General features: G+C 42.0%; 22 protein-coding genes. 7 read left to right on the top strand and 15 right to left on the bottom strand.

Features of this window, described 5'->3' with window-relative positions:
- Positions 1–3 precede the first annotated feature (3 nt).
- Genes aroC through seqA form a run of 4 tightly spaced genes read right to left on the bottom strand, consistent with a single transcriptional unit; the run spans position 4 to position 6473 of the window.
- Complete coding sequence (gene aroC, locus DK415_RS06360) at positions 4–1077, bottom strand: chorismate synthase (RefSeq protein WP_109432921.1); 1074 nt, start codon at positions 1075–1077, stop codon at positions 4–6.
- A 22-nt stretch (positions 1078–1099) separates the two neighbouring features.
- Complete coding sequence (gene mscK, locus DK415_RS06355; protein WP_109432920.1) at positions 1100–4426, bottom strand: mechanosensitive channel MscK; 3327 nt, start codon at positions 4424–4426, stop codon at positions 1100–1102.
- Between the two features lie 2 nt (positions 4427–4428).
- A complete protein-coding gene (menE, locus tag DK415_RS06350; protein ID WP_109432919.1) occupies positions 4429–5850 on the bottom strand; it encodes an o-succinylbenzoate--CoA ligase in 1422 nt (473 codons plus the stop codon).
- 5 nt (positions 5851–5855) lie between these two features.
- Entirely contained in the window at positions 5856–6473 is a 618-nt protein-coding gene (seqA, locus tag DK415_RS06345) for a replication initiation negative regulator SeqA (protein WP_109432918.1), read from the bottom strand.
- 86 nt (positions 6474–6559) lie between these two features.
- On the opposite strand from seqA, the gene DK415_RS06340 reads away from it, so the two are divergent.
- From DK415_RS06340 to DK415_RS06315, 6 genes are all read left to right on the top strand, one after another.
- Positions 6560–7360 carry an alpha/beta fold hydrolase gene (locus DK415_RS06340; protein WP_109432917.1) on the top strand — a complete coding sequence of 267 codons (801 nt, stop codon included), beginning with the start codon at positions 6560–6562 and terminating at the stop codon, positions 7358–7360.
- Between the two features lie 118 nt (positions 7361–7478).
- The gene (gene ybfE, locus DK415_RS06335; RefSeq protein ID WP_109432985.1) at positions 7479–7757 is read left to right on the top strand and encodes a LexA regulated protein; all 279 of its coding nucleotides are present in this window, start codon (positions 7479–7481) and stop codon (positions 7755–7757) included.
- 8 nt (positions 7758–7765) lie between these two features.
- Positions 7766–8290, top strand: coding sequence for a flavodoxin FldA (fldA, locus tag DK415_RS06330; protein ID WP_006717621.1), 525 nt, complete (start codon positions 7766–7768; stop codon positions 8288–8290).
- 18 nt (positions 8291–8308) lie between these two features.
- The gene (gene fur / locus DK415_RS06325) at positions 8309–8749 is read left to right on the top strand and encodes a ferric iron uptake transcriptional regulator (RefSeq protein ID WP_006717619.1); all 441 of its coding nucleotides are present in this window, start codon (positions 8309–8311) and stop codon (positions 8747–8749) included.
- A gap of 168 nt (positions 8750–8917) precedes the next feature.
- Entirely contained in the window at positions 8918–11575 is a 2658-nt protein-coding gene (gyrA, locus tag DK415_RS06320) for a DNA topoisomerase (ATP-hydrolyzing) subunit A (RefSeq protein ID WP_109432916.1), read from the top strand.
- Positions 11576–11635: 60 nt separating this feature from the next.
- Positions 11636–11986, top strand: a complete 351-nt coding sequence (locus DK415_RS06315) for a SirB2 family protein (protein WP_109432915.1) — start codon at positions 11636–11638, stop codon at positions 11984–11986.
- Positions 11987–12016: 30 nt separating this feature from the next.
- On the opposite strand, the gene yciH is transcribed toward DK415_RS06315, so the two are convergent.
- The 11 genes from yciH to DK415_RS06260 form a co-directional block, all read right to left on the bottom strand.
- Entirely contained in the window at positions 12017–12334 is a 318-nt protein-coding gene (yciH, locus tag DK415_RS06310) for a stress response translation initiation inhibitor YciH (protein WP_109432914.1), read from the bottom strand.
- A 6-nt stretch (positions 12335–12340) separates the two neighbouring features.
- Positions 12341–13033, bottom strand: a complete 693-nt coding sequence (gene pyrF, locus DK415_RS06305; RefSeq protein WP_109432913.1) for an orotidine-5'-phosphate decarboxylase — start codon at positions 13031–13033, stop codon at positions 12341–12343.
- Between the two features lie 33 nt (positions 13034–13066).
- Positions 13067–14257 carry a lipopolysaccharide assembly protein LapB gene (gene lapB / locus DK415_RS06300; RefSeq protein WP_109432912.1) on the bottom strand — a complete coding sequence of 397 codons (1191 nt, stop codon included), beginning with the start codon at positions 14255–14257 and terminating at the stop codon, positions 13067–13069.
- Positions 14257–14553, bottom strand: a complete 297-nt coding sequence (locus DK415_RS06295) for a LapA family protein (protein ID WP_006717608.1) — start codon at positions 14551–14553, stop codon at positions 14257–14259. Before DK415_RS06295 ends, lapB begins: the two co-directional genes overlap by 1 nt.
- Positions 14554–14650: 97 nt before the next feature.
- Complete coding sequence (locus DK415_RS06290) at positions 14651–14935, bottom strand: integration host factor subunit beta (RefSeq protein ID WP_109103673.1); 285 nt, start codon at positions 14933–14935, stop codon at positions 14651–14653.
- Positions 14936–14995: 60 nt separating this feature from the next.
- Positions 14996–16642: a 30S ribosomal protein S1 gene (gene rpsA / locus DK415_RS06285; protein WP_109432911.1), complete on the bottom strand. Its 1647-nt coding sequence runs from the start codon at positions 16640–16642 to the stop codon at positions 14996–14998.
- Between the two features lie 97 nt (positions 16643–16739).
- Entirely contained in the window at positions 16740–17417 is a 678-nt protein-coding gene (gene cmk, locus DK415_RS06280) for a (d)CMP kinase (RefSeq protein WP_109432910.1), read from the bottom strand.
- Positions 17410–18258, bottom strand: coding sequence for a VirK/YbjX family protein (locus DK415_RS06275; RefSeq protein ID WP_420884512.1), 849 nt, complete (start codon positions 18256–18258; stop codon positions 17410–17412). The genes cmk and DK415_RS06275 overlap by 8 nt, the downstream gene beginning before the upstream one ends.
- A 198-nt stretch (positions 18259–18456) precedes the next feature.
- A complete protein-coding gene (locus DK415_RS06270; RefSeq protein ID WP_109432908.1) occupies positions 18457–18789 on the bottom strand; it encodes a branched-chain amino acid transporter permease in 333 nt (110 codons plus the stop codon).
- Entirely contained in the window at positions 18786–19517 is a 732-nt protein-coding gene (locus tag DK415_RS06265; protein ID WP_109432907.1) for an AzlC family ABC transporter permease, read from the bottom strand. Before DK415_RS06265 ends, DK415_RS06270 begins: the two co-directional genes overlap by 4 nt.
- A 4-nt stretch (positions 19518–19521) precedes the next feature.
- Positions 19522–20454, bottom strand: coding sequence for a LysR family transcriptional regulator (locus DK415_RS06260; RefSeq protein ID WP_109432906.1), 933 nt, complete (start codon positions 20452–20454; stop codon positions 19522–19524).
- A 262-nt stretch (positions 20455–20716) separates the two neighbouring features.
- Here DK415_RS06260 and metE point away from each other — a divergent pair, with 262 nt between their 5' ends.
- Entirely contained in the window at positions 20717–22990 is a 2274-nt protein-coding gene (gene metE, locus DK415_RS06250) for a 5-methyltetrahydropteroyltriglutamate--homocysteine S-methyltransferase (protein WP_109432904.1), read from the top strand.
- Positions 22991–23062 lie beyond the last annotated feature (72 nt).

Genomic DNA, 23062 nt, shown 5'->3' with positions numbered 1-23062 from the left:
AAATTATCGACACTGCGCCTGAAATCGTAACAAATGATCTAATAGCACAATTGCCATCATGGCTTCGGCAATCGGCACGGCACGAATACCCACACAAGGGTCATGACGACCTTTAGTCACCACCTCCACGGGTTCGTTATTAAGATTGACTGAGCGCCCCGGAAGGGTGATGCTGGAGGTGGGTTTTAACGCAATCGTCGCAATAATCGGTTGTCCTGAGCTGATACCGCCCAAAATGCCGCCCGCATGATTGGAAAGAAACCCCTCCGGCGTCATTTCGTCACGATGTTCAGTGCCACGTTGTTCTACGACGGCGAAACCGTCGCCAATTTCCACGCCTTTTACCGCATTAATGCTCATTAAAGCATGTGCTAAATCCGCATCCAATCGGTCAAATACCGGTTCACCTAAGCCCACCGGCACATTTTCGGCAACGACGGTTAATTTTGCGCCAATGGAATCGCCCTGCTTTTTCAAGTCACGAATTAATTCATCGAATTTTTCCACCGCTCTTTTATCCGGGCAGAAGAACGAATTACTATTCACTTCCGTCCAATCAATGTTTGCAAGGGATTGGGGCGAGATTTTTACCTTGCCGATTTGGCTTAAAAAGCCTCGCACTTCAATGCCGAATTGTTCACGTAAATATTTTTTTGCAATCGCGCCTGCCGCTACACGCATGGCGGTTTCACGTGCCGAAGAACGGCCGCCACCGCGATAATCTCGGATACCGTATTTTTGTTGATAAGTGAAATCGGCATGTCCCGGGCGAAAACGATCTTTAATTTCGCTGTAATCTTGCGAACGTTGATCGCTGTTTTTGATGATCATGCCAATGCTGGTACCGGTAGTTTTGCCCTCAAAGACGCCGGATAAAATTTGCACTTCATCATCCTCACGACGTGGTGTTGTGTAACGAGAGGCCCCCGGCTTACGGCGATCTAAATCCGGCTGAATATCTGCTTCCGAAAGCGCCATATTCGGTGGCACACCATCAACAATACAACCTAATGCTATGCCATGAGATTCACCAAAGGTGGTCACGCGAAACAATTGTCCAATCGTATTTCCAGCCATAATTTTCTCTCTTCAATTCGATTTATGATTTCACTTCCACCAAGGGCATAATCGCGCCGGTATCTTGATTTTTGATAAAGACATCAAGCTGATTGAAAGCGATCTCAATGTTATTTTCCGCAAACAATTCGTTAATACGGCGGTTTAACGCATCGATGGTATTGGTGCGCTCGGAGACTTGAGAAACATAAACCCGCAATTCATGATCCAAGGTGCTGGCGCCAAAACTAAGGAATAACGCGCGCGGCTCCGGATCTTTCATAATATTGGCTTGTTCTGCTGCCGCTTGTAACAATAAGCGTCTGACCAATTCTAAATCGGAACCGTATGCCACGCCAATGGAGATCACCACGCGAGTAATCGTGTTAGACAATGCCCAGTTAGTGACCTGTCCGGTCACGAAAGATTTATTTGGTACAATCACTTCTTTACGATCAGGATCGATAATCGTAATGGCACGAATACGAATTTTCGCTACCGTGCCGGTCACATCGTTAATGGTGACGGTATCGCCCACTCGAATCGGACGTTCAAATAAGAGAATAATACCCGACACGAAATTCGCAAAAATTTCCTGCATACCAAAACCGAGACCTACAGAAAGTGCGGCGAATAACCACTGCAATTTTGACCATGACATGCCCAAGGTGGCAAAAGCCCAAGCCCCACCAATGGCAACTAACGTGTACGTCAATAACGTGTTGATAGTATAAGGCGTACCTTGTGATAACTTCACGCGGGAGAAGATCAACACTTCTAAAATCCCCGGCAAGTTGCGCACTAAAATGTAAGTAATACCGATAATCACTAACGCAACAAGTAAGTTAAACAGCGAAATACTTTCGGTCACCACACCGCTTTCCGTTGTGGTCGTTTGTTGCCATAACGTAATATCACGCAAATAACTGGCTACGGTGACTAAATCCGACCATACATAATAGAAAATCGCAAACAATGCCGTCCAAATGAATAAATCGGCAAAGCGTAACAACTGACCACGGACTTGGTTGACAGCCATACCTTCTTCTTGCTCGCTCACCACAACCACATCATCGGAAGGCGAACCATCATTCAACTCAGCCACTTTTTGCTGACGTTTTTCTTGTAATCGACGATAAGCCAAACGCTGAGAAGATACTGTAATCGCACGGTATATCGTATGGCGCGCCAACGACCAAACCACCCAAGCGATGTAGGTGTTAATCATATGATTAATTAAGTTTAGTGCCGTATAGTAATAACCAAGAACCACCAATACAATTAACCCGACCGGCACTAATTGCAACAAGATGCGGACAATTTTTAAAAGCAGTTTATCGCGATGATCGTGGCTTGTTTGACCAAAGGCTTTTGACGCTTTGCTAAAACGTGGTGCAATGATGACGATACAGAAAACTAACGCGATGATGGTATTCACTTCTCCAAGCACATCATTCGCTAAACCACTTTCCATCACATCACTGAACACAGACGTATTTAATAACAACACCACGGTAACAATAATGCGTTTTGTAATGGCTTGCAGTTTTTCAGCCGCATCCTGCGTGAAACCGAAATGATGTACCAACACGCCATTCGGGCGTAACACGGCAAGAACAAAAGTAAAGAACCACCAATAAGCCGCCATACTCAACGACCACTGCCAAAATTCCGTCGGATTTCTAACAAAGAAAAAACCAAACAACTGACAAACGGCCAAGAACCATAAGGTTGACGGTAATGAAATAATGCCGGTAAACAATAACGCCATGGGGGTGTGCCACTGGCTATCGGTTCGAAGACGATTAATTTCACTGTTAATGGAGGCTAATTTTTGCTTAATAAAGGTTTTAAATTTAAAGATAATGCCGCCAATAACCACCAAAATCGCCACATATGTCAGCAAATACGGTAAATTGTCAAAATTATTCGGAAAACCTAATTTTTTACTGATCCCCTCAAGTTGCTCACCAAGCGACATAGGTAAATTCTTAAACCACGCTAAATTGATCGGATTATTACTTTTTACCCAAAAGCTTTGTTGATCCAATTTGGCTTGAATTTGATCACTGATTTGCGTAATTTGTTGTTGTGTCAATTCTAAAGAAATCGCTAAATTCAGCTGATTATTTAAGGACTTAATCACATCTGAAGCAATTTTACGACGCTCTGTCAACAAATTGATGAGCTGTGCTTTTTCCGCCTCAGTAAAGGTTTGATTCTGATCAGCTTGAACCTTCGCCAAATAAGCCTCCAAATCATAAAGCTCATTGCGGCGTTGGGTCATATCAAAAATCTGTACACGCAAATCGGCAATTTGTTTTGATAATCCTTGGATATTCAAGTTTGTCGGTAATTTTTGTTTTTGCTGTTGAATAATCCGTGACAACACCAACGTGCCTTGCAAAGCACTAATTTGTTCATCAATAGTGCGCTGCGTTTGCGTTAAGCTATCCAACACACTACGCATGCGCAATTCATCTTGCGTCAAGGTGTTGGTTTTTTCCGTTTGTTCCAATAAAAATTGGCTCAGTTGCGCATTACGCTCTAATTCTTTCTGAATATAATTATTTTTGACCGCACTTTGCTGTTGCTGCTGAACCAGTTCAACCTGACTTTGCGATTGCGCTAAATTCTGCTGGTTAATGACTTCTTGAATCGCCGTCAACTGTTGTTGTTGAACCTGTGCTTTCTGGTTTAACAAGTCATAACGGCTTTGATACAACACAGTCAATTGATCGCTATTTTTTAGTAAAATTTGGCTATAAATATTTTTTAAGTCGATTAGTTCAAGCTCAAGTTGGTATTGTTGTTTTAATGCACTCGAAATGGAGGCATTTGCCAGTTGCTGATTTAATTCTTGAGTCCGTTTCAGATTATTGGTTAAAGTGGCTTGCGCCCTTTCGGACACTGAACTTTGTCCGGCGAGCAGTCCGTTAGCGACGCTTAATTCCGATTGAGTATCCTGTTGCTGGTTCATTAACTTTGCAACTAATACCTGCAAATCTGCCGGATTGCGTGATTGATAATCCGCGTCTGTGGCGGTATTTAATTGTTTTTTCAACGTTTGTAATTCGGCATTATTCTTCTGAATCTCAGCTTCCGCCCCATTCAATGTAGCTTGTAGTGCCTCATTGGCCTTTTGCTGCGCTTGAATTTGTTGCAATAAATCCAAAGAGGTTTGAATATCTGTGACCAACGTTTGTTTTTCATCGCCATCCGGCATTTTTTGTGCTGCGGCAAGATCTGCCTTGAGACTTTTTTCTGTCGGCAAAGACAGAGTATTTTGATCGGCAAAGGCACTTTGTGACACCGCCATATTTAAAAATAAGGCAGCACAAAGTGCGGTTAAAAACGCGTTTATTTTCATATTTATCCTAATTGTTTCGCTAGCCAGCCTGCTAACATTTTCCGAGAAACTTTGATTACACCGTCGCTTAAATTTAACGGCAATTCATAATAGGCAACAGGTTGTTTAAAACGTTCCAATCGCCCTTGTAAAAATCCGTTCAGATTTTCCACCGCACTTTTTGTCGGCTCCCGCCATTCCACAATGGCTACCGGTCGTTGACCAAACTCCGGATCGGTGACAGGCAACACAAAAACCTGTTTGACTAAATCAGACTGTAAAATCAGTTTTTCAATTTCTTCCGGCTGAATGTTTTCCCCACCGGAAATAAACATATTATCAATTCGCCCTGAAATCACAAGTTCGCCATCGTGCCACACGCCTTTGTCTTTTGTAGCAAACCAACCTTGTTTATTAAGGAGCGGAACGATTCTGCCCTGTTGCCAATAACCTAACGCCAAGCCTGCACCGCGCAACCAAATTTCCTCGTTGTGCAAACAGTATTCGCGTCCGGCTAAGGGCTGCCCTACCCCGTTTTTTTCATCGCTTTGTTTAGCAAACACCGTAGAAGCCATTTCTGTCATGCCATAACCGGAATAACTTTTCACGCCAAGACGCTGCAAAGCTTGCGTCAGTGCTAAAGGAATATGAGCCCCGCCAAGCAATACGGCGCGTGTTTGTCTCGTTGTGGTTTTTTCCTGCAAATACTGTAACCAACGTTGCACTTGCGTCGGCACCAAAGAAACATGACTCACCTGATTGACTGCCGCATAAAAATCCTCACCGGGTAACACCAAGGTTGCCCCTGTTGTCAACCAACGCCACACAATGCCCTGACCGGAAACGTGATATAACGGCAATGAAAGCAACCATGAATCTGCCGCACCAAATTGCATTAAATCACATACGCCTTGTGCATTGGCCAAATGTGCTTGCACATTATGCACAACGGCTTTTGGCAAGCCCGTAGAACCTGATGTGAGCGTCATGGTAGCCGGTTGCGTCAAATTAACGGGAAAATCACCGAAAGAGTCTATTTTTTCTGCCTGCTTTATGGCATCCGAAAAAGTAAAAAAACACCTGAAAATCTCACCGCACTTTTGGGATTCAGCAACACATTCTGCATGATCTGAGGTAAAGAAAAAATCCACATTATAGGCTTGGCAAAGTGCAATACGTTTTTCCAGAGGAAACATGGGGTTGAGCATTAAAACACGGGCACCGATTTGAATTGCGGCTAAATAAAACAGCACCAGTTCTAAGCTGTTTTTCCCACACAATGCGATGCCATTTTGGGGCTTCACACCGAGTTGTTGCAAATGAGTGGAGATTTGCTGTGTTTTTTCGAGAAGTTGTTGCCATGTAAAAGCGTCGCCTTGCAAAACTTGCAAGGCGATTCGCTTGGAAAATAAAGGAGATTGTGCAAATTGACGACCAAGTGCCATAAGATTTAATTTGCCGTAAAAAATGACCGCACTTGATCAATTAAATATTCCGGCAAATGCATGGACTGCATAGCACCTTCCAACATGAGCATTTTACGACCACTGTTGGTGTTCGTGATCACCCAATATGGCGTATCAGGAATTTGTTTCGGTTTGGTGTGATTACCCGCCATCAGCAAAGTCCCTTCATCACGGGCAAAGTAAACGCGGGTGCGCCCTTGTAACGATTCCGTTGCGAGGGCAAAACCTTCCGGATTGGTACGGTATAAAATCGTTAAAATATTTAAGAAACGAATGACCGCTTTATTTTCTTGTTTAAATTCTTCTGAATTGAGCAAAGCCTCCAATCTACTAATGGTTTTTTGCATGACTTCGTCAGATTGCTTTTTAAGTACCGGTTTATTGATTTCTTCTTCAAAAACAGGTTGTTGATCAGTTATCTGCGGTTGCTCATTAGAAGATGCGGTTGCTATTGTCGGTTGACTTTCCGGAAGGCTAAAATAAGCATTACGCGGAGAAAGATTTAATAAACGGCGTAAAATATCCGATGCACTTTCGCCAATAGATTGCGTGTTGCCGGCAATATATTGATAAAGCTCTTCGTCCACTTCGATAATTTTCATTTTCTCTCTCCACTTGCTTGATCTATTTAACCTTTTCGCACATTATAGCGAGCTATTAGCAAATTCTCTAGCCCCAAATTCAGTCGATGAAAAAATTACTCAACTTCCAATTTAATGAATTAAAACAAGCAATTAACAAACCTGTTTTGGTGTTTATTCACGGTTTGTTCGGCGATATGAATAACTTGGGTGTGATCGCACGCGCATTTAGTGATGATTATTCTATTTTACGGGTGGATTTACGTAATCACGGCGCGAGTTTTCACAGCGAAGAAATGAATTACGATTTAATGGCGGAAGATGTATTTCAGGTCATTCAATCTTTGGGTATTCGAGAAGTGATTTTAGTTGGGCATTCCATGGGCGGTAAAACCGCTATGGCTTGTGCAGCAAATTATCCTGAATTAGTAAAACGCTTAGTGGTGATTGATATTGCCCCTATTGCTTATGGCGAACATGGGCACGATGATGTATTCAACGGTTTGTTTGCTGTAAAAAATGCACAACCCCATACCCGTCAAGAAGCCAAACCCATTTTGGCGCAGCATATTCACGATGAAAGCGTGCAACAGTTTATGCTGAAATCCTTTGATACCTCAAGTGACAATTCTTTTCGCTTTAATTTAACCGCACTTAAGCGCAATTACCCTCACTTAATGGGCTGGGAATCTCGCCATATCAAACAACCTTGTTTGTTTATCAAAGGCGGCAATTCATCTTATATATTACCCGAATATACCGATCGAATTTTATCCCAATGTCCACAGGCGACCTCCTTCACCATCAACGGCAGCGGACATTGGGTTCACGCAGAAAAACCGCAATTTGTTATCCGCGCGATCACGCATTTTTTAGATAGAATTAATAGCTCAGATGAATCCAAATAGAATTTCATTTGGTGCGGAATTTATGATATAGTTCGCAACAAATTTCGTTGTGGCTTATCATTATCACTTTCTGAATAATTCTTTATTCGATGTGATGAACACGCCAGTGGTTAACAAAATGGCAAAACAAGATTCTGACTGCATTACCTTAGATTTATTTAGTGAAATTCGTAGAGTTGGGCGTCCGAAAACCAATCCACTGAGTCGGGAGCAACAAATTCGTATTAATAAACGCAATCAATTAAAACGTGATAAATCCTGTGGATTAAAGCGTGTCGAATTGAAATTGCATGCGGATTTGGTTCAACAACTAGAAGATTTAGCAGTAACTCGAAACGTGAATCGTTCCGAGCTAATCGTAGCAATTTTACAAGATTATTTTAACGTTAAGAAATAGGTAACAAGATGGCTGTTGTCGGCTTATTTTATGGTAGTGATACAGGCAATACTGAAAACATTGCCAAAATGATTCAAAAACAATTAGGTAGCGAATTAGTTGATATTCGTGACATTGCAAAAAGCAGCAAAGAAGATATCGAGGCGTATGATTTTCTTCTATTTGGTATCCCAACTTGGTATTACGGTGAAGCGCAATGCGACTGGGATGATTTTTTCCCAACATTAGAACAAATTGATTTTACCGATAAACTTGTTGCGATTTTCGGCTGTGGCGACCAAGAAGATTACGCCGATTATTTCTGTGATGCGATGGGAACAATACGCAATATTGTTGAACCTCACGGTGCAATTATTGTTGGTCACTGGCCAACCGAAGGTTACACATTCGAATCATCACAAGCATTAGTTGACGATAATACCTTTGTCGGATTATGTATTGATGAGGATCGTCAACCGGAATTAACGTCTGAACGTGTCAACAAGTGGGTTAAACAAGTTTATGACGAAATGTGTTTAGCTGAGTTAGCTTAATAGCAAAAAGGAGCTGTTATGTCTGAAGAAAATATTAAATTATTAAAAAAAGCAGGATTAAAAATCACCGAGCCTCGTTTGACGATTCTTGCTTTAATGCAAAAACACAGTGAACAGCATTTTTCTGCGGAAGATGTTTACAAAATGTTATTAGAAAATGGTGCAGATATCGGTTTGGCGACGGTCTATCGTGTTTTAAACCAATTCGATGAAGCAAAAATTTTAATTCGTCACAACTTTGAAGGGAATAAATCCGTCTTTGAATTAGCACCAACACAGCATCACGATCACATTATTTGTACCGATTGTGGAAAAGTGTTTGAATTCAATGATGAATTAATTGAAAGTCGCCAAAAAGAAATCAGTAAACAACATGGTATTGAGCTTTCTAGTCACAGCCTGTACCTTTACGGAAAATGCAGCGATATCCATCAATGTTCAGAAAATAACAAAAAATAATCACAAATAAGGCGGTCTTTGAATCGCCTTATTCATATTAAAAACATATCAAAAACCGACCGCACTTTTCTCGTCTAAAAACAAGATTTTCCTTAGGGGAAAATGCCTTGTTGTGCTATAATTACGCCAATTTTTTCACTATTAAATTTAATGATTAGGAAGTTCTAAATGTCTGATTTCGTCCAAGATATTACGCCGGTCAGTATTGAAGAAGAGCTGAAATCTTCATACCTCGATTACGCCATGTCCGTTATTGTAGGACGTGCCTTGCCTGATGTACGTGACGGCTTAAAACCGGTACACCGCCGCGTGTTATTTGCTATGCACGAAGGGGGCAATGCCTACAATAAACCTTACCGTAAATCTGCCCGTATTGTGGGTGACGTTATCGGTAAATACCACCCACACGGTGATAGCGCGGTATATGATACCTTGGTGCGTATGGCGCAACCTTTCTCCTTGCGTTATATGTTAGTGGACGGTCAAGGTAACTTCGGATCTGTAGATGGCGATGCGCCAGCGGCGATGCGTTATACGGAAGCCCGTATGACCAAAATTGCCCATGAATTACTGGCCGATTTAGACAAAGAAACCGTCAATTTTGTGCCAAACTATGATGGTTCGGAACAAATTCCTGAAGTGTTACCAACCAAAGTCCCAGCCTTATTGGTCAACGGCTCCTCCGGGATTGCTGTGGGGATGGCGACCAATATCCCACCACACAATCTAGGCGAAGTATTAGACGGCTGCTTGGCTTATATCGAAAATAACGACATCACTATTGATGAATTGATGAGTCATATTCCCGGTCCGGATTTCCCCACTGCGGCACTCATTAACGGTCGTAAAGGCATTGAAGAAGCCTATAAGACTGGTCGTGGTAAAATTTATGTCCGTGCCCGTGCGGAAATTGAAACCGATGAAAAAGGCCGTGAAAGCATCATCGTTAACGAAATTCCGTATCAAGTTAATAAAGCCAAATTAATCGAAAAAATTGCGGAATTCGTCAAAGAGAAAAAAATTGAAGGCATCAGTGGCCTGCGTGATGAATCAGATAAAGACGGTATGCGTATCGTTATTGAAATCAAGCGCGATGCAGTGGGTGAAGTGGTATTAAACAACTTGTATGCCCTCACGCAAATGCAGGTCACTTTCGGGATTAATATCGTGGCATTAGACCACGGTCAGCCGAAACTCTTGAATTTAAAACAACTCATTGAAGCGTTTGTGTTACACCGCCGCGAAGTGGTGACCCGCCGTACCATTTTTGAATTGCGCAAAGCACGTGAACGTACGCATATTTTGGAAGGCCTCGCCATTGCGTTGGCAAACGTAGATCCTATTATCGAATTGATTCGTCAAGCGCCAAATCCGGAAAGTGCTAAACGTGAATTGCTTGCCCGTCCATGGCAGCTTGGTCATGTGGCAGAAATGTTGGCAGCAACCGGTGTAGATGCTGCTCGCCCAGAAGATTTAGACGAACAATATGGTATCCGTGACGGTTTATATTATTTGACCGAAGTCCAAGCCCAAGCCATTTTAGATTTACGTTTACAAAAATTGACCAACTTAGGTCATGACGAAATCCTAGACGAATACAAAAAATTACTGGAAGCCATCGGCGAATTACTCTATATCCTACGCAGTCCTGAACGCTTAATGGAAGTGATTCGTGAAGAGCTGGAACAAATCCGCGAACAATTTAACGATCCGCGCAGAACAGAAATTACCGCCGCTTCCGGTGACATTAATTTAGAAGATTTAATCGCCCAAGAAGATGTGGTGGTGACGCTTTCTCACGAAGGCTATGTGAAATATCAGCCAATTAGCGATTACGAAGCACAACGCCGCGGTGGCAAAGGTAAATCGGCAACGAAAATGAAAGAAGAAGATTTCATTGAGAAACTCTTAGTTGCCAATACTCATGACACCATTCTCTGTTTCTCCAGCCGTGGACGCTTATATTGGTTGAAAGTATATCAACTTCCGCAGGCCAGCCGTGGCTCGCGCGGACGACCAATCGTCAATATTTTACCGCTCAATGAAAATGAACGTATTACCGCCATTTTACCGGTGACCGCTTACGAGGAAGATAAATTCGTCGTCATGGCAACCGCCGGCGGTATTGTGAAGAAAATTGCGCTAACCGAATTCAGCCGCCCGCGTTCTAGCGGTATCATCGCGCTGAACTTACGCGATGAAGATGAATTGATTGGCGTAGATATTACCGACGGCAACAATGAAATCATGTTGTTCTCTTCCCAAGGTCGCGTAGTACGTTTCAGCGAATCCGCTGTCCGTGCAATGGGGCGTTTGGCGACAGGGGTACGTGGTATCAAACTCGCCTTAACCAATGATCTGAATGACGATGAAAGTGCGGTTGAAATTGACGATGTTTCTGATGACAACGCAGAAGAAACCTTAGATCTCAACATCGATAAAGTCGTTTCTTTAGTGATTCCGAAAAACGATGGCGAAATTCTGACTGCGACACAAAACGGCTACGGCAAACGGACGAAGTTAGAAGAATATCCGACCAAATCCCGTAATACCAAAGGGGTGATTTCCATTAAGGTAAGTGAACGTAATGGCAAAGTCGTTGCGGCAACCCAAGTCGTTGATACTGACCAAATCATGCTGATCACCGATGCTGGCACCCTTGTTCGTACCCGCGTAAGCGAAGTCAGCATCGTCGGACGTAACACGCAAGGTGTTCGCTTAATCCGCACAAGTGAAAATGAGCATGTTGTGAGCTTGGAGCGTATCTGCGATGTCGATGACGAGGAAGGCGAACAAGAAAGTGCAGTAGAAAATACCGAAGAATAACAAAACAAGATCATTTTAAGGCAGCAGTGTTTTATTGCTGCCTTAAATATTGGGGGATAAATGGATATTTATTTAGTTTATTTGCACATTATTTGTGCCTTTGTCAGCCTCGGATTACTCATTATTCGTGGTGCTATGCAGTTAACAAAGAAAGACTGGCGAGCAGTCAAATCGTTGAAAATTCTACCGCACTTAATAGATACCCTATTGGTTTTAAGCGGTATTATCATGCTATTTATATTTAACTACGGCTTACCGGTGTGGATTATTGCGAAGACGGTATTATTGATCAGCTATGTCATCTTCTCGGCAAAATTCTTCAGTAAAAAACAATTGCAAAATCAACCGCACTTTTTCTTCTTGGCGCTTGTGTTACTGATAAGCACGATCCTAATCGGTTATTTTCACTAAAAATAAAAAGTGGGTATCAAACCCACTTTTTTATCCCCCGGCTAATTTCACCTTGTAGCCTTTCTGCTCCAGTAGCTGTTTCAGTAAATCACGTTTTTCACCCTGAATTTCGATGGTATGATTTTTTACTGAACCACCACATCCACAACGTTTTTTTAGTTCCGCGGCTAAGGTTTTCAATTCGGTTTCGGCTAATCCAAGCCCGGTAATAATGCTCACACCATTACCTTTACGACCACTTTTTTGCAGTTGAATTCGTACGATACCATCACTTTGTGGAATCTCTTCCTGCGGTTTATCGGCTTTAATCCGTCCTACTTCAGTAGAATAAACTAATTGATTTGTCATAATAAATTACGCGATAGAAGCGTTAATCGCTTTCAATACCTCTGCCGGATTTTCAGCCTGCGTAATTGGACGTCCAATGACCAAATAATCAGAACCTGAACGAATCGCAGCAGCTGGTGTCATCACACGACGTTGATCACCAAAATCGGCGCCAATCGGACGAATGCCCGGTGTTACAAGCAAGAAATTTTCACCACAGTTACGACGTAAAATTTCCACTTCCTGCGGAGAACATACCACGCCATCTAAACCTGCACGTTGGGTCAAATGCGCTAGACGAATCACCTGTTCCATTGGAGAGGCATTAATGCCAATTTGCAATAAATCCAAATCTTCCATACTCGTTAACACGGTCACCCCAATTAATAACGGCGCCTCTTTTCCATAAGGCTCAAGAATTTTTTTCGCTTCATCCATCATACGCAAACCACCGCTCGCATGTAAATCCACCATCCAAACACCTAAATCAGCCGCAGAACGTACCGCTCTTGCCACGGTATTCGGAATATCATGAAATTTCAAATCAAGGAAAACATCAAAATTACGCGAATGTAATTGCTTCACAAAATTGGTTCCAAGAGTGGTAAACATTTCTTTCCCGACTTTTAAACGACAATTTTGTGGGTCAAGCTGATCAACTAACGCTAAAGCATCTGCTTCTTTTTCATAATCTAATGCGATGATGACTTTATTTGTCATAGTTTTCTCCTTACAGATAAGCAATGTTAGCGGCTAATCATGTTCAATTGCGCTAACCGGTTTAATCGTTTCCCATCGACGACAAGAGGGACAACACCAAATTAATTTATGGGTTTGATAACCGCAATTACTACAACGATAATCAAAAGTTTGTTTAATGCGCTCTCCCACCATTTTATGTAACAAAATCAAACTATCCTTCCCTCTTCCATTTTCTGCATCATCAATTTGATATTGAATAAAACGGTGAAAAATAGGCGTAGCCGGATTTTGTTGAAGTTGTTGGTAAAGCTTAAGTTGTGCCGCAGCAAGCCCATCTTTTTCTTCAATAAGATCAGCTAACATCAAGGATACTGCACTATTATGATTTTTTTGATTGGCTTTGATGAGAAATAACTCAAAATTATCTAACTGATTTAATTTTTGGTAGCAGAATCTCAAGGTATTCAAAACTTCACCAATATAGTCAGAATTTTGCGTCAAAATATTTTCTAAAATATCGACCGCACTTTTATAGTTTTCTTGTTTAATCGCTAAATCAGCAAGCATTATGGATGCCCTAGCACAATTAGGAGAAACCTTTAAGGCTTGCAATAAAATCTGTTGAGGGTTTTCTTTACTATCTAGAGGTAAATTGCGCACGTATTCACAATAATAGTGTGCCAATTCGATATGATTTTTTTTAGGAGAGATTTTTGCAAGCTTTTCAGCAACGTTAATGGCTTTTTTCCATTCTTTCGTTTTTTGATAAATAATCGCCAGCTGTTGTAATGCCGCCTCGGCAAATTCAGGCTCATCAACCATTAAAATATAAAGATGTTCAGCACGATCAAAAAAACCCACAGCCATAAAATCTTTTGCAAGCTGTTGTTTAGCCAATAATTTTTGTTCAAAGGTATAATGTGGGCTATTATCTAATGCTTGGTGAATTCGCAATGCACGATCCACCTCACCTCTAGAACGAAAAAGATTTCCTAATGTTAATTCGGCCTCAAATTGTGACGAACTATTAATTTCATTCTCGCTTTCTTGTTTTTGGAGCATATCCAAAAATAAATCAACCGCTTTATCTGTTTGATTTGCCAGTAAAAAATTAACCCCAGTTACATAATCACGGGAAAGTTTATTACTTATGTCCTCCTGATCCCTTTTAGCACTACGATGCCCCATATACCACCCATAAGCGGCAGCAATAGGTAAAAGAAGGAAAAGCAATTCAAGCATTATTGAGAAACCTTATCTCTACTGTTTGTTAATTCATTAATTTGTAGGGTTTGTCGTTTGATCTGACGATTTAATGCAATATTTTTAAGTTTTAGTTTGATGTAGAAAAAACCGGTAATGAACCAACCAAGGATAAGTCCTAAGCCGAATAAAATAGCAACCAAGGTAGAAAGTTGGAATTGGCTTTGTGCGACAATATAGTTGAACGTGATCACTTGATCATTATTTGCACCGACGGTGACTGCAACTAGCACAATAGCTAACACGATGATTAATCCGAAAATATATTTAATCATTTTCTTTCTCCTTAAAATAAAGTTGCTTTCATTATGCCAAAAATAAGCATAAAAAACGACACTTAAAAGTGCCGTTATAAAAAGTTAGTCAAATAAATTATGCGTAAACATCAACGCGTTCTCTTAGCTCTTTCCCTGCTTTAAAGTAAGGTACACATTTTGCATCCAATTTTACTTGTTCACCAGTTTTAGGATTACGACCTAAACGAGGTTGGCGACAATGCAAAGAAAAACTACCGAATCCACGTACTTCGATACGTTCACCACTTTCTAATACATATGACATTTGTTCTAAAATCGCTTTTACCGCTTCTTCCACAGATTTAACAGGTACACTGTGATTTTTCTGTACTAAAAGTTCAATCAGCTCTGATTTAGTCATACTATTCTCCTAACTCTTTAAACCGGCATATTGCTATGCCGGTTTTATTAACAAAGCGAATTATTCACCTTTTGCCGCTTTGAAAGCTTCAGCCATTGCATTTGGAATAGCAACATCTTCTTGCTTATTCACGCTTGCAACTGCCGCTGCTTCTTCAGCTTGATCTTTCGCACGAACAGATAAGTGAACGATACGAGCTTTACGATCTACGCCAGTGTATTTTGCTTCAATCACATCGCCTGTAGCAACTTCATTCGTTAAATCTGCTGCGCGAATGTAACCTTCCACACCACCGTCTAATTCAACTTTAGCGCCTTTCGCATCGGCTTCAACAACTTTAGCGTTTAATACAGTGCCTTTTTTGTTGATAGCAACGAAGTTATTGAATGGATCTTCTTCAAGTTGTTTGATACCTAAAGAAATACGCTCTTTCACTGCATCGACTTGTAATACAACTGCGGCAACTTCATCACCTTTTTTGTAATTACGTACAGCTTCTTCACCTTGAACATTCCAAGAAATGTCAGATAAATGAACTAAACCGTCAATACCGCCATCTAAACCGATGAAGATACCAAAGTCAGTAATAGATTTGATTTTACCAACAACTTTGTCGCCTTTGTTGTGAGTTTCAGCGAATTGAGCCCATGGGTTTGCTTTGCATTGTTTTAAGCCTAAAGAAATACGACGACGTTCTTCATCGATTTCTAATACCATCACTTCAACTACATCACCTAAGCTAACCACTTTAGATGGGTGAATATTTTTATTAGTCCAATCCATTTCAGAAACATGAACTAAACCTTCAACACCGTCTAAAATTTCAACGAAACAACCGTAGTCAGTTAAGTTAGTGACTTTACCGGTTAATTTGCTGTTTACTGGGTGATTTTCAGCGATTGCCGCCCAAGGATCTTGACCTAATTGTTTTAAGCCTAAAGATACACGGGTACGATCTTTATCGAATTTCAATACTTTAACAGTGATTTCATCTCCAACATTAACGATTTCGCTTGGGTGTTTAACACGTTTCCAAGCCATATCGGTAATATGTAATAAACCGTCAACACCGCCTAAATCAACGAATGCACCGTAGTCAGTTAAGTTCTTAACGGTACCTTTAACTTCTGCACCTTCAGATAGGTTCGCTAATACTTCTTCACGATCTTGGCTGCTTTCAGATTCGATTACTGCACGACGGGAAACAACAACGTTGTTACGTTTTTGATCAAGTTTGATTACTTTGAATTCTAATTCTTTACCAAGTAAGTGATCTGCATCACGAACTGGGCGGGTATCAACTAATGAACCCGGTAAGAATGCGCGAACACCGTTTAACTCAACTGTGAAGCCGCCTTTAACTTTACCGTTAACTAAACCAAGTACAGTTGCTTGTTCGTCGTAAGCTTTTTCCAATACAATCCAAGCTTCATTGCGTTTTGCATCAGCGCGGGAAGCAACAGTTTCACCGAAACCATCATCCACAGCTTTAAGCACAACATCAACAACATCACCAACTTGAACTTCCAATTCACCTTGTGCATTTAAAAATTCTTCGGAAGGAATTGCAGACTCGGATTTAGAACCGGTATCTACAAGTACGAAGCCTTTTTGGATAGCAACGATGGTACCTTTAACAACTGCACCTTGACGGGTTTCAAGGTCTTTTAATGATTCTTCAAAAAGTTGAGCAAAAGATTCTGTCATAATTAATCTTCAATTTAAGTAAATAACGTCCACTTCTAATCCATAAAAAGTGGGGCTGATAACAAAGTTTATCCATCCTTGAATAAACCGTAAAAATTTAAGCTTTAATATCAATACGTTGTTGAATATAGTTTAACGCCTGACAAATCACTTCATCGATACTCAATGTCGTGCTGTCAAGTAAAAACGCATCATCAGCGGGTTTTAAAGGGGCGACTGCTCGATTTCTATCGCGCAAATCACGCTCTTTTATCTCGGCTAAAATCTGTGCAAAGTTACCACTAATCCCCTTATTTTGCAACTGGTTATAGCGTCTTTTTGCACGTTCTTCCGCACTCGCATCTAAAAATAATTTCACTTGCGCATCCGGAAACACCACCGTTCCCATATCGCGACCATCCGCAATTAAACCGTCATTTTTGGCGAAATCCTGCTGAAGTTGTAATAATGCAGCACGAACTTGCGGGAAAACAGCTACTTTTGATGCGGCATCCGCCACTTCTTGCGTACGAATTAAATGGCTGACATCCATGCCGCCCAATAGCACATTCACTTCACCATTTTTCGGCACAAACTGAATATCTAAATGACGGGCAAGATCAGCCAATTCGGTTTCATTGGTTAAATCGGCATTCCGTTTTAACGCGGCTAATGCTGTCACGCGGTAAATTGCACCGGAATCCAACAACGCAAAGCCAAGTTTTTCTGCCAATGCGTAACATAAAGTGCCTTTACCGGCACCGCTTGGCCCGTCAACCGTAATAATTTTATTCATGATTTTTCTCTGTCAAAAGGGATTGAATCTCAGCCGTCATCTGGTCAAACATGTCATAACGTTTGCGATACATAGAACGTTTTTTACTTTGAATGTCTTCTAAAGGACGACGCTCAAGTGCGGTCGGAATTTGCCAATAATTTTCTGCCAACTTACCCTCATTTTCTTGCCAAAATTCATCATAGTTAAACAATAATTTTGCCGAATCATTCCAACGATATTTGGCCTGACGTTTATGTGGAATACCTTCTAAGCAACAATTCAACGTCTCCGCAAAAACTTTAAACGCATTCACCAACATAAACATCGGGCGCACACCATGTAGCAATTTTGTCGCCTGACGCACTAAATCCTGTGCTTCATCGCCTTTTGGTCCTTGAATGGATGCAATCAACAAACAGTTATCCGTCAAAAACGTAAAGCTAGCAGAATAAATCGTACGTTGATTTGCGTCGGTTAAAGCAATAGCAAAAAAGCCTTCATAAGGATCGATATGGTTGAGTGTTAAATTTAACGCCAATTCATCCGTTAACTGAGCTAACAACACCGGCTGTTGTGAAATTAATGTCTCGCATAACGCTATACCAAAGTGCTTTTCTGCCATACCAAAATTGGTCTTAATAGCGTCTAAACGCTGTGTCGCATTAAAGCGTTTATCACAGTACTGGCTTAATAGCGTATTCACACGATAAGGATACTGAGCAAAAACCGGCTGCCACAATGGATTTTCATGAATAAAAGCGACTAACGCCTCACATTGCACTGCAAAAACCAAACGGCGCGCCCGATAACGTAGCCATTCCCGCAATAATTTTAATTTGCGTTTTTCTACGGGAAACATTTCATGAAATGTTGGAAAATGGAATTTCGTCACCACAAACCTCAAAAAGAATTCAATAAATTAAGTGTAAAATTATAGCAAAAAGACAGTTGCTTTTAAATGCGCCGATAGGCTGTAAAAACGTAGAAAAAAACGACCGCACTTTATAGTTTTTTCACCTTTTCGAAGAGGAAAAGTGCGGTCATTTTCATGGGTATTTTATGCCAAAAACACCTGTTGTACTAAGAACATATATAACATGGTACCGGCAGCGATGGACAAGAACATATTGCGCTTCCACAAATGTAACGCAACGACGATCACACCGGAAAGAAATTCGGGAACACCATGAAAGCCACTAAACACATCCACGTTTTTGTAACAATACACCACTAACATACCAAACATCGCCGCAGGTAAAACTTTACCTAAATAACGGATATATTCGGGAATCGGGCGGTTAGCAGGGAAAACCCAAAACGGCAACCAACGGGTAAATTGCACACCTAATACAGCAATGCCAATGGTGATGATTTGTTCGGTTAATGTCATTCTTCTATCCTCTCCAATCTTGAGGGCAATTTCGGACGACGGAAAGTCAACACTGTCCAAATGCCGATTAACGTTGGCAATAAGAAATATTCACGTCCGAAAACGATGAGGGAAATCGCGGCAATCGCCAAACCCAACAAAGAGCTTTCATGAGATTTTTCCTGCGCCCAGTTTTCGGAAAAAATCACTAAAAATAACGCCGTCATAGCAAATTCAATGCCCTTCAAATCGAAGGGAATAATATTACCGAACAGGTTGCCGAGGCCTGCGCCGATCATCCAGTATATATGCAAATAAAACGAGACAAAAAACATATACCAGCCACGATCAATATGCGACGGAACCTTTGCCATGTAATTCAAAGAAAAAGATTCATCCACCAGGGTGGAAATGAGATACGGGCGTTTTTTGCCTAATGACTTTCCATATTTTTCCAACATGGAAATGCTGTAAAAAAGCTGTCGTCCACTCACCATCAAGGTAATCAACAACGCATTTAACGGCGCAAATGCCAAACTTAATGCGCCGGCAATGATGAATTCCACCGAACCGCCATAAATTAACAACGCCATCAGCACGGGGTACCAAAAACTAAAACCAAGCGCTTTCATGTAAATGCCGTAAGCCACGCCAAGAAACAAAAAGCCGGCGAGCATCGGCGCACTATAGGGCAAGGCAGCTTTCGCCGCCGCCCAAATGGGATGAGAATTTGTCTTTACATCAGACATACAACTAGATCTCTTCTAATATGGATAATTCGGGCAAGGTAGAAAAACTTTGAGCTTTCACGGTTTCATAGAAATCATCCACGAAAGCAATTTGCGAATCCAACTCTCGCGTTGCGGCATAAAGATTACTGTGTAACCCCTGTTCGGTGATTTTACGCGCCACGATGTAGCCCCGATCCAAATAAGGTTTCGCCGCCCAAAACGGCAATGCGGCGACGCCACGTTTACTTGCTACCAGTTGAATAATGGCAATGGTAAGCTCACTGGTTCGTCGGGTCGGATTAATGCCTTTCGGATGCAACACTTTACGCAGCAAATCCAACATATCATCTGGAACCGGATAAGTAATCAGCGTTTGATCGATGAAATCTTCCGCCTGCCAAATGTCTTTTGCTGCTAACGGATGATCTTTCGCACACAGCCCCACCATTTCATAGGAAAACAACGGCTTATACACAATGCCCGGAGTCTCTTCCACTTCTTGCACCACCGCCCAATCGGCACGATGACTTAACAACAAACCAACGGCGTCGGTGTGGAAACCGGACACAATATCTAACTCCACCAACGGCCAATGCTGACGGAATAAATCCATGGCGGGCATAAGCCAATCGAAGCAAGTGTGGCATTCCACCGCAATCCGCAACTCCCCGGCCTCCCCTTGTTTCACCCGCGCCAAATCACGCTCCGCCTCAATCACTTTAGGCAAAATATCATTGGCAAGCTGAATCAAACGCTCACCTGCCGGTGTAAAGTGCAACGGCTGCGTTTTACGCTCAAATAACGGCAAACCGTATTGATCTTCCAACAGTTTAATTTGATGGGAAAGGGCGGATTGTGTGAGATAAACCCGCTTTGCAGCCAAAGAAACACTGCCCGTTTCTTTTAAAGCGAGTAAGGTTTTGAGGTGTCGAAGTTCGAGAAAGATTGGTTTCATGAGAAAGATTCATATTAATAAGAAAAATAATGAAGCCGTATCATACACCAAAACCGACTGCGCTTTAATGTTCTACGGAATAAAAGTGCGGTCGAAAATCAACATGTTTTTATGTTCTGTGCTATTACATCAAAACCAAAATATTAAAATTATTCATGCAAATTTGGAAAATTATTAATTTGCATAATAATCCTAATTCCTTCATTCTACATACGTACAGACGTTTAGCCGTCTAAATCATTTAACATATCGAGGAATTAACATGACAACATTTCATTTATCGGGTTTCCCACGCGTAGGTGCAAAACGTGAACTTAAATTTGCCCAAGAACGTTACTGGCGCGGTGAAATCGCTGAAGCCGATTTATTAGACCTTGCAAAAAAATTACGTGAAATTAACTGGCAACATCAAGCTAATGCGAATGCGGATTTCGTGGCGGTTGCGGACTTTACTTTCTACGATCATATTTTAGATTTGCAAGTGGCAACAGGTGCCATTCCTGCGCGCTTTGGTTTTGATAGCCAAAACTTAACCTTGGATCAATATTTCCAACTGGCGCGTGGCAACAAAACACAATTCGCCATTGAAATGACCAAATGGTTCGACACCAACTACCACTATCTCGTGCCGGAATTCCACAAGGACACCCAATTCAAAGCCAACCCGGCGCACTATGTGCAACAAATCCGTGAAGCCAAGGCTCTTGGTCACAAGGTAAAACCAACTATTGTTGGCCCATTAACCTTCCTTTGGTTAGGGAAAGAAAAAGGTGCCGCATTTAATCGTTTCGATTTGTTAAACAAACTCGTGCCGATTTATGTGGACATCTTAAACGCGTTAACCGCTGAAGGCGTGGAATACATTCAAATTGATGAACCTGCCTTAACCCTTGATTTACCGGCAGAATGGATTGCCGCTTATAAAGAGGTTTATGCCACTTTTGCTGCACAAGTAAACGCCAAACTCTTGCTTGCCACGTATTTCGGTTCCGTGGCAGAACACGCCGATTTATTAAAAGCCTTACCGGTCGCGGGTCTCCACATTGACTTAGTGCGCGCACCGGAACAACTTTCCGCCTTTGCCGATTACGATAAAATCCTTTCTTTGGGCGTAATTGATGGACGTAATATCTGGCGTGCAAACTTAAACCAAGTGTTAGATGTGGTTGAACCATTAAAAGCAAAATTAGGAGAACGTTTATGGATTGCTCCAAGCTGTTCCCTACTTCATACACCTTATGATTTGGCGGTGGAAACCCAACTGCAAGCCAACAAGCCGGAGCTTTATCAATGGTTGGCGTTCACCTTGCAAAAAATTCAAGAATTACGCGTCATTAAAACCGCACTTGAGCAAGGCAGAGCAGCTGTGCAAGCCGATCTTGATGCTAGCCAAACGGCAGCTGACGCGCGTAAAAACTCTCGTGAAATCCACCGCACTTGTGTGGCGGAGCGTTTGGCAAACCTGCCGAAAAATGCCGATCAACGTAAATCGCCATTTGCAGAACGGATTAAGTTACAAAATGCGTGGTTAAATCTACCGTTGCTGCCAACCACCAATATTGGTTCCTTCCCGCAAACTACGGAAATTCGTCATGCCCGTGCCGCCTTCAAAAAAGGCGATCTCAGCTTGGCGGATTACGAAGCGGCAATGAAAAAAGAAATTGAATTCGTGGTGCGCGAGCAAGAAAAATTAGATTTAGATGTATTAGTGCACGGCGAAGCAGAACGCAATGACATGGTGGAATACTTCGGCGAATTGCTCGATGGGTTTGCGTTCACCAAATTCGGTTGGGTGCAAAGTTACGGTTCCCGCTGCGTAAAACCACCGGTTATTTACGGCGATGTGGCCCGCCCGGAACCGATGACCGTGCGTTGGTCGCAATATGCCCAAAGCCTCACCAACAAAGTGATGAAAGGCATGTTAACCGGTCCGGTAACGATTTTACAATGGTCTTTTGTGCGTAACGACATTCCACGTTCAACGGTGTGTAAACAAATTGCCGTGGCGCTTTCCGATGAAGTGTTGGACTTAGAAAAAGCGGGGATCAAAGTCATTCAAATTGACGAACCGGCCATTCGCGAAGGTTTACCGCTCAAACGTGCCGATTGGGACGCTTATTTACAATGGGCTGGCGAAGCTTTCCGTTTAAGTTCAATGGGTTGCAAAGATGATACGCAAATTCACACTCACATGTGTTATTCCGAATTTAACGACATTCTACCAGCCATTGCCGCTCTAGATGCCGACGTAATCACCATCGAAACCTCTCGTTCCGACATGGAATTGCTTACCGCTTTCGGTGATTTCAAATACCCGAACGACATCGGCCCAGGCGTATACGACATCCACAGCCCACGCGTACCGACCGCAGAAGAAATCGAACATCTTCTTCGTAAAGCGTTGCAAGTGGTACCAAAAGAACGCTTATGGGTAAACCCGGACTGCGGCCTAAAAACCCGCGGCTGGCCGGAAACCATCGCCGCATTAAAAGTGATGGTGGATGTCACGAAAAAATTACGTGCGGAATTAGCGTAATTTAACGGAAAAAGAAAAGCTGAATCTAGGGAGAGATTCAGCTTTTTCGTTTTAGGGAAGAGAAAAGTGCGG

Source organism: Aggregatibacter segnis, from assembly GCF_003130075.1.
Lineage (GTDB): Bacteria > Pseudomonadota > Gammaproteobacteria > Enterobacterales > Pasteurellaceae > Aggregatibacter > Aggregatibacter segnis_A.
Note: the sequence above shows the minus strand (reverse complement) of the source record. Positions and strands in the feature narration are given on the sequence as shown.

Excerpts from the sequence above, each read along its gene's own strand:
- aroC (WP_109432921.1), bottom strand. The coding sequence starts at position 1,077 with ATGGCTGGAAATACGATTGGACAATTGTTTCGCGTGACCACCTTTGGT.
- mscK (WP_109432920.1), bottom strand. The coding sequence starts at position 4,426 with ATGAAAATAAACGCGTTTTTAACCGCACTTTGTGCTGCCTTATTTTTA.
- menE (WP_109432919.1), bottom strand. The coding sequence starts at position 5,850 with ATGGCACTTGGTCGTCAATTTGCACAATCTCCTTTATTTTCCAAGCGA.
- seqA (WP_109432918.1), bottom strand. The coding sequence starts at position 6,473 with ATGAAAATTATCGAAGTGGACGAAGAGCTTTATCAATATATTGCCGGC.
- DK415_RS06340 (WP_109432917.1), top strand. The coding sequence starts at position 6,560 with ATGAAAAAATTACTCAACTTCCAATTTAATGAATTAAAACAAGCAATT.
- ybfE (WP_109432985.1), top strand. The coding sequence starts at position 7,479 with ATGGCAAAACAAGATTCTGACTGCATTACCTTAGATTTATTTAGTGAA.
- fldA (WP_006717621.1), top strand. The coding sequence starts at position 7,766 with ATGGCTGTTGTCGGCTTATTTTATGGTAGTGATACAGGCAATACTGAA.
- fur (WP_006717619.1), top strand. The coding sequence starts at position 8,309 with ATGTCTGAAGAAAATATTAAATTATTAAAAAAAGCAGGATTAAAAATC.
- gyrA (WP_109432916.1), top strand. The coding sequence starts at position 8,918 with ATGTCTGATTTCGTCCAAGATATTACGCCGGTCAGTATTGAAGAAGAG.
- DK415_RS06315 (WP_109432915.1), top strand. The coding sequence starts at position 11,636 with ATGGATATTTATTTAGTTTATTTGCACATTATTTGTGCCTTTGTCAGC.
- yciH (WP_109432914.1), bottom strand. The coding sequence starts at position 12,334 with ATGACAAATCAATTAGTTTATTCTACTGAAGTAGGACGGATTAAAGCC.
- pyrF (WP_109432913.1), bottom strand. The coding sequence starts at position 13,033 with ATGACAAATAAAGTCATCATCGCATTAGATTATGAAAAAGAAGCAGAT.
- lapB (WP_109432912.1), bottom strand. The coding sequence starts at position 14,257 with ATGCTTGAATTGCTTTTCCTTCTTTTACCTATTGCTGCCGCTTATGGG.
- DK415_RS06295 (WP_006717608.1), bottom strand. The coding sequence starts at position 14,553 with ATGATTAAATATATTTTCGGATTAATCATCGTGTTAGCTATTGTGCTA.
- DK415_RS06290 (WP_109103673.1), bottom strand. The coding sequence starts at position 14,935 with ATGACTAAATCAGAGCTGATTGAACTTTTAGTACAGAAAAATCACAGT.
- rpsA (WP_109432911.1), bottom strand. The coding sequence starts at position 16,642 with ATGACAGAATCTTTTGCTCAACTTTTTGAAGAATCATTAAAAGACCTT.
- cmk (WP_109432910.1), bottom strand. The coding sequence starts at position 17,417 with ATGAATAAAATTATTACGGTTGACGGGCCAAGCGGTGCCGGTAAAGGC.
- DK415_RS06275 (WP_420884512.1), bottom strand. The coding sequence starts at position 18,258 with ATGTTTCCCGTAGAAAAACGCAAATTAAAATTATTGCGGGAATGGCTA.
- DK415_RS06270 (WP_109432908.1), bottom strand. The coding sequence starts at position 18,789 with ATGACATTAACCGAACAAATCATCACCATTGGCATTGCTGTATTAGGT.
- DK415_RS06265 (WP_109432907.1), bottom strand. The coding sequence starts at position 19,517 with ATGTCTGATGTAAAGACAAATTCTCATCCCATTTGGGCGGCGGCGAAA.
- DK415_RS06260 (WP_109432906.1), bottom strand. The coding sequence starts at position 20,454 with ATGAAACCAATCTTTCTCGAACTTCGACACCTCAAAACCTTACTCGCT.
- metE (WP_109432904.1), top strand. The coding sequence starts at position 20,717 with ATGACAACATTTCATTTATCGGGTTTCCCACGCGTAGGTGCAAAACGT.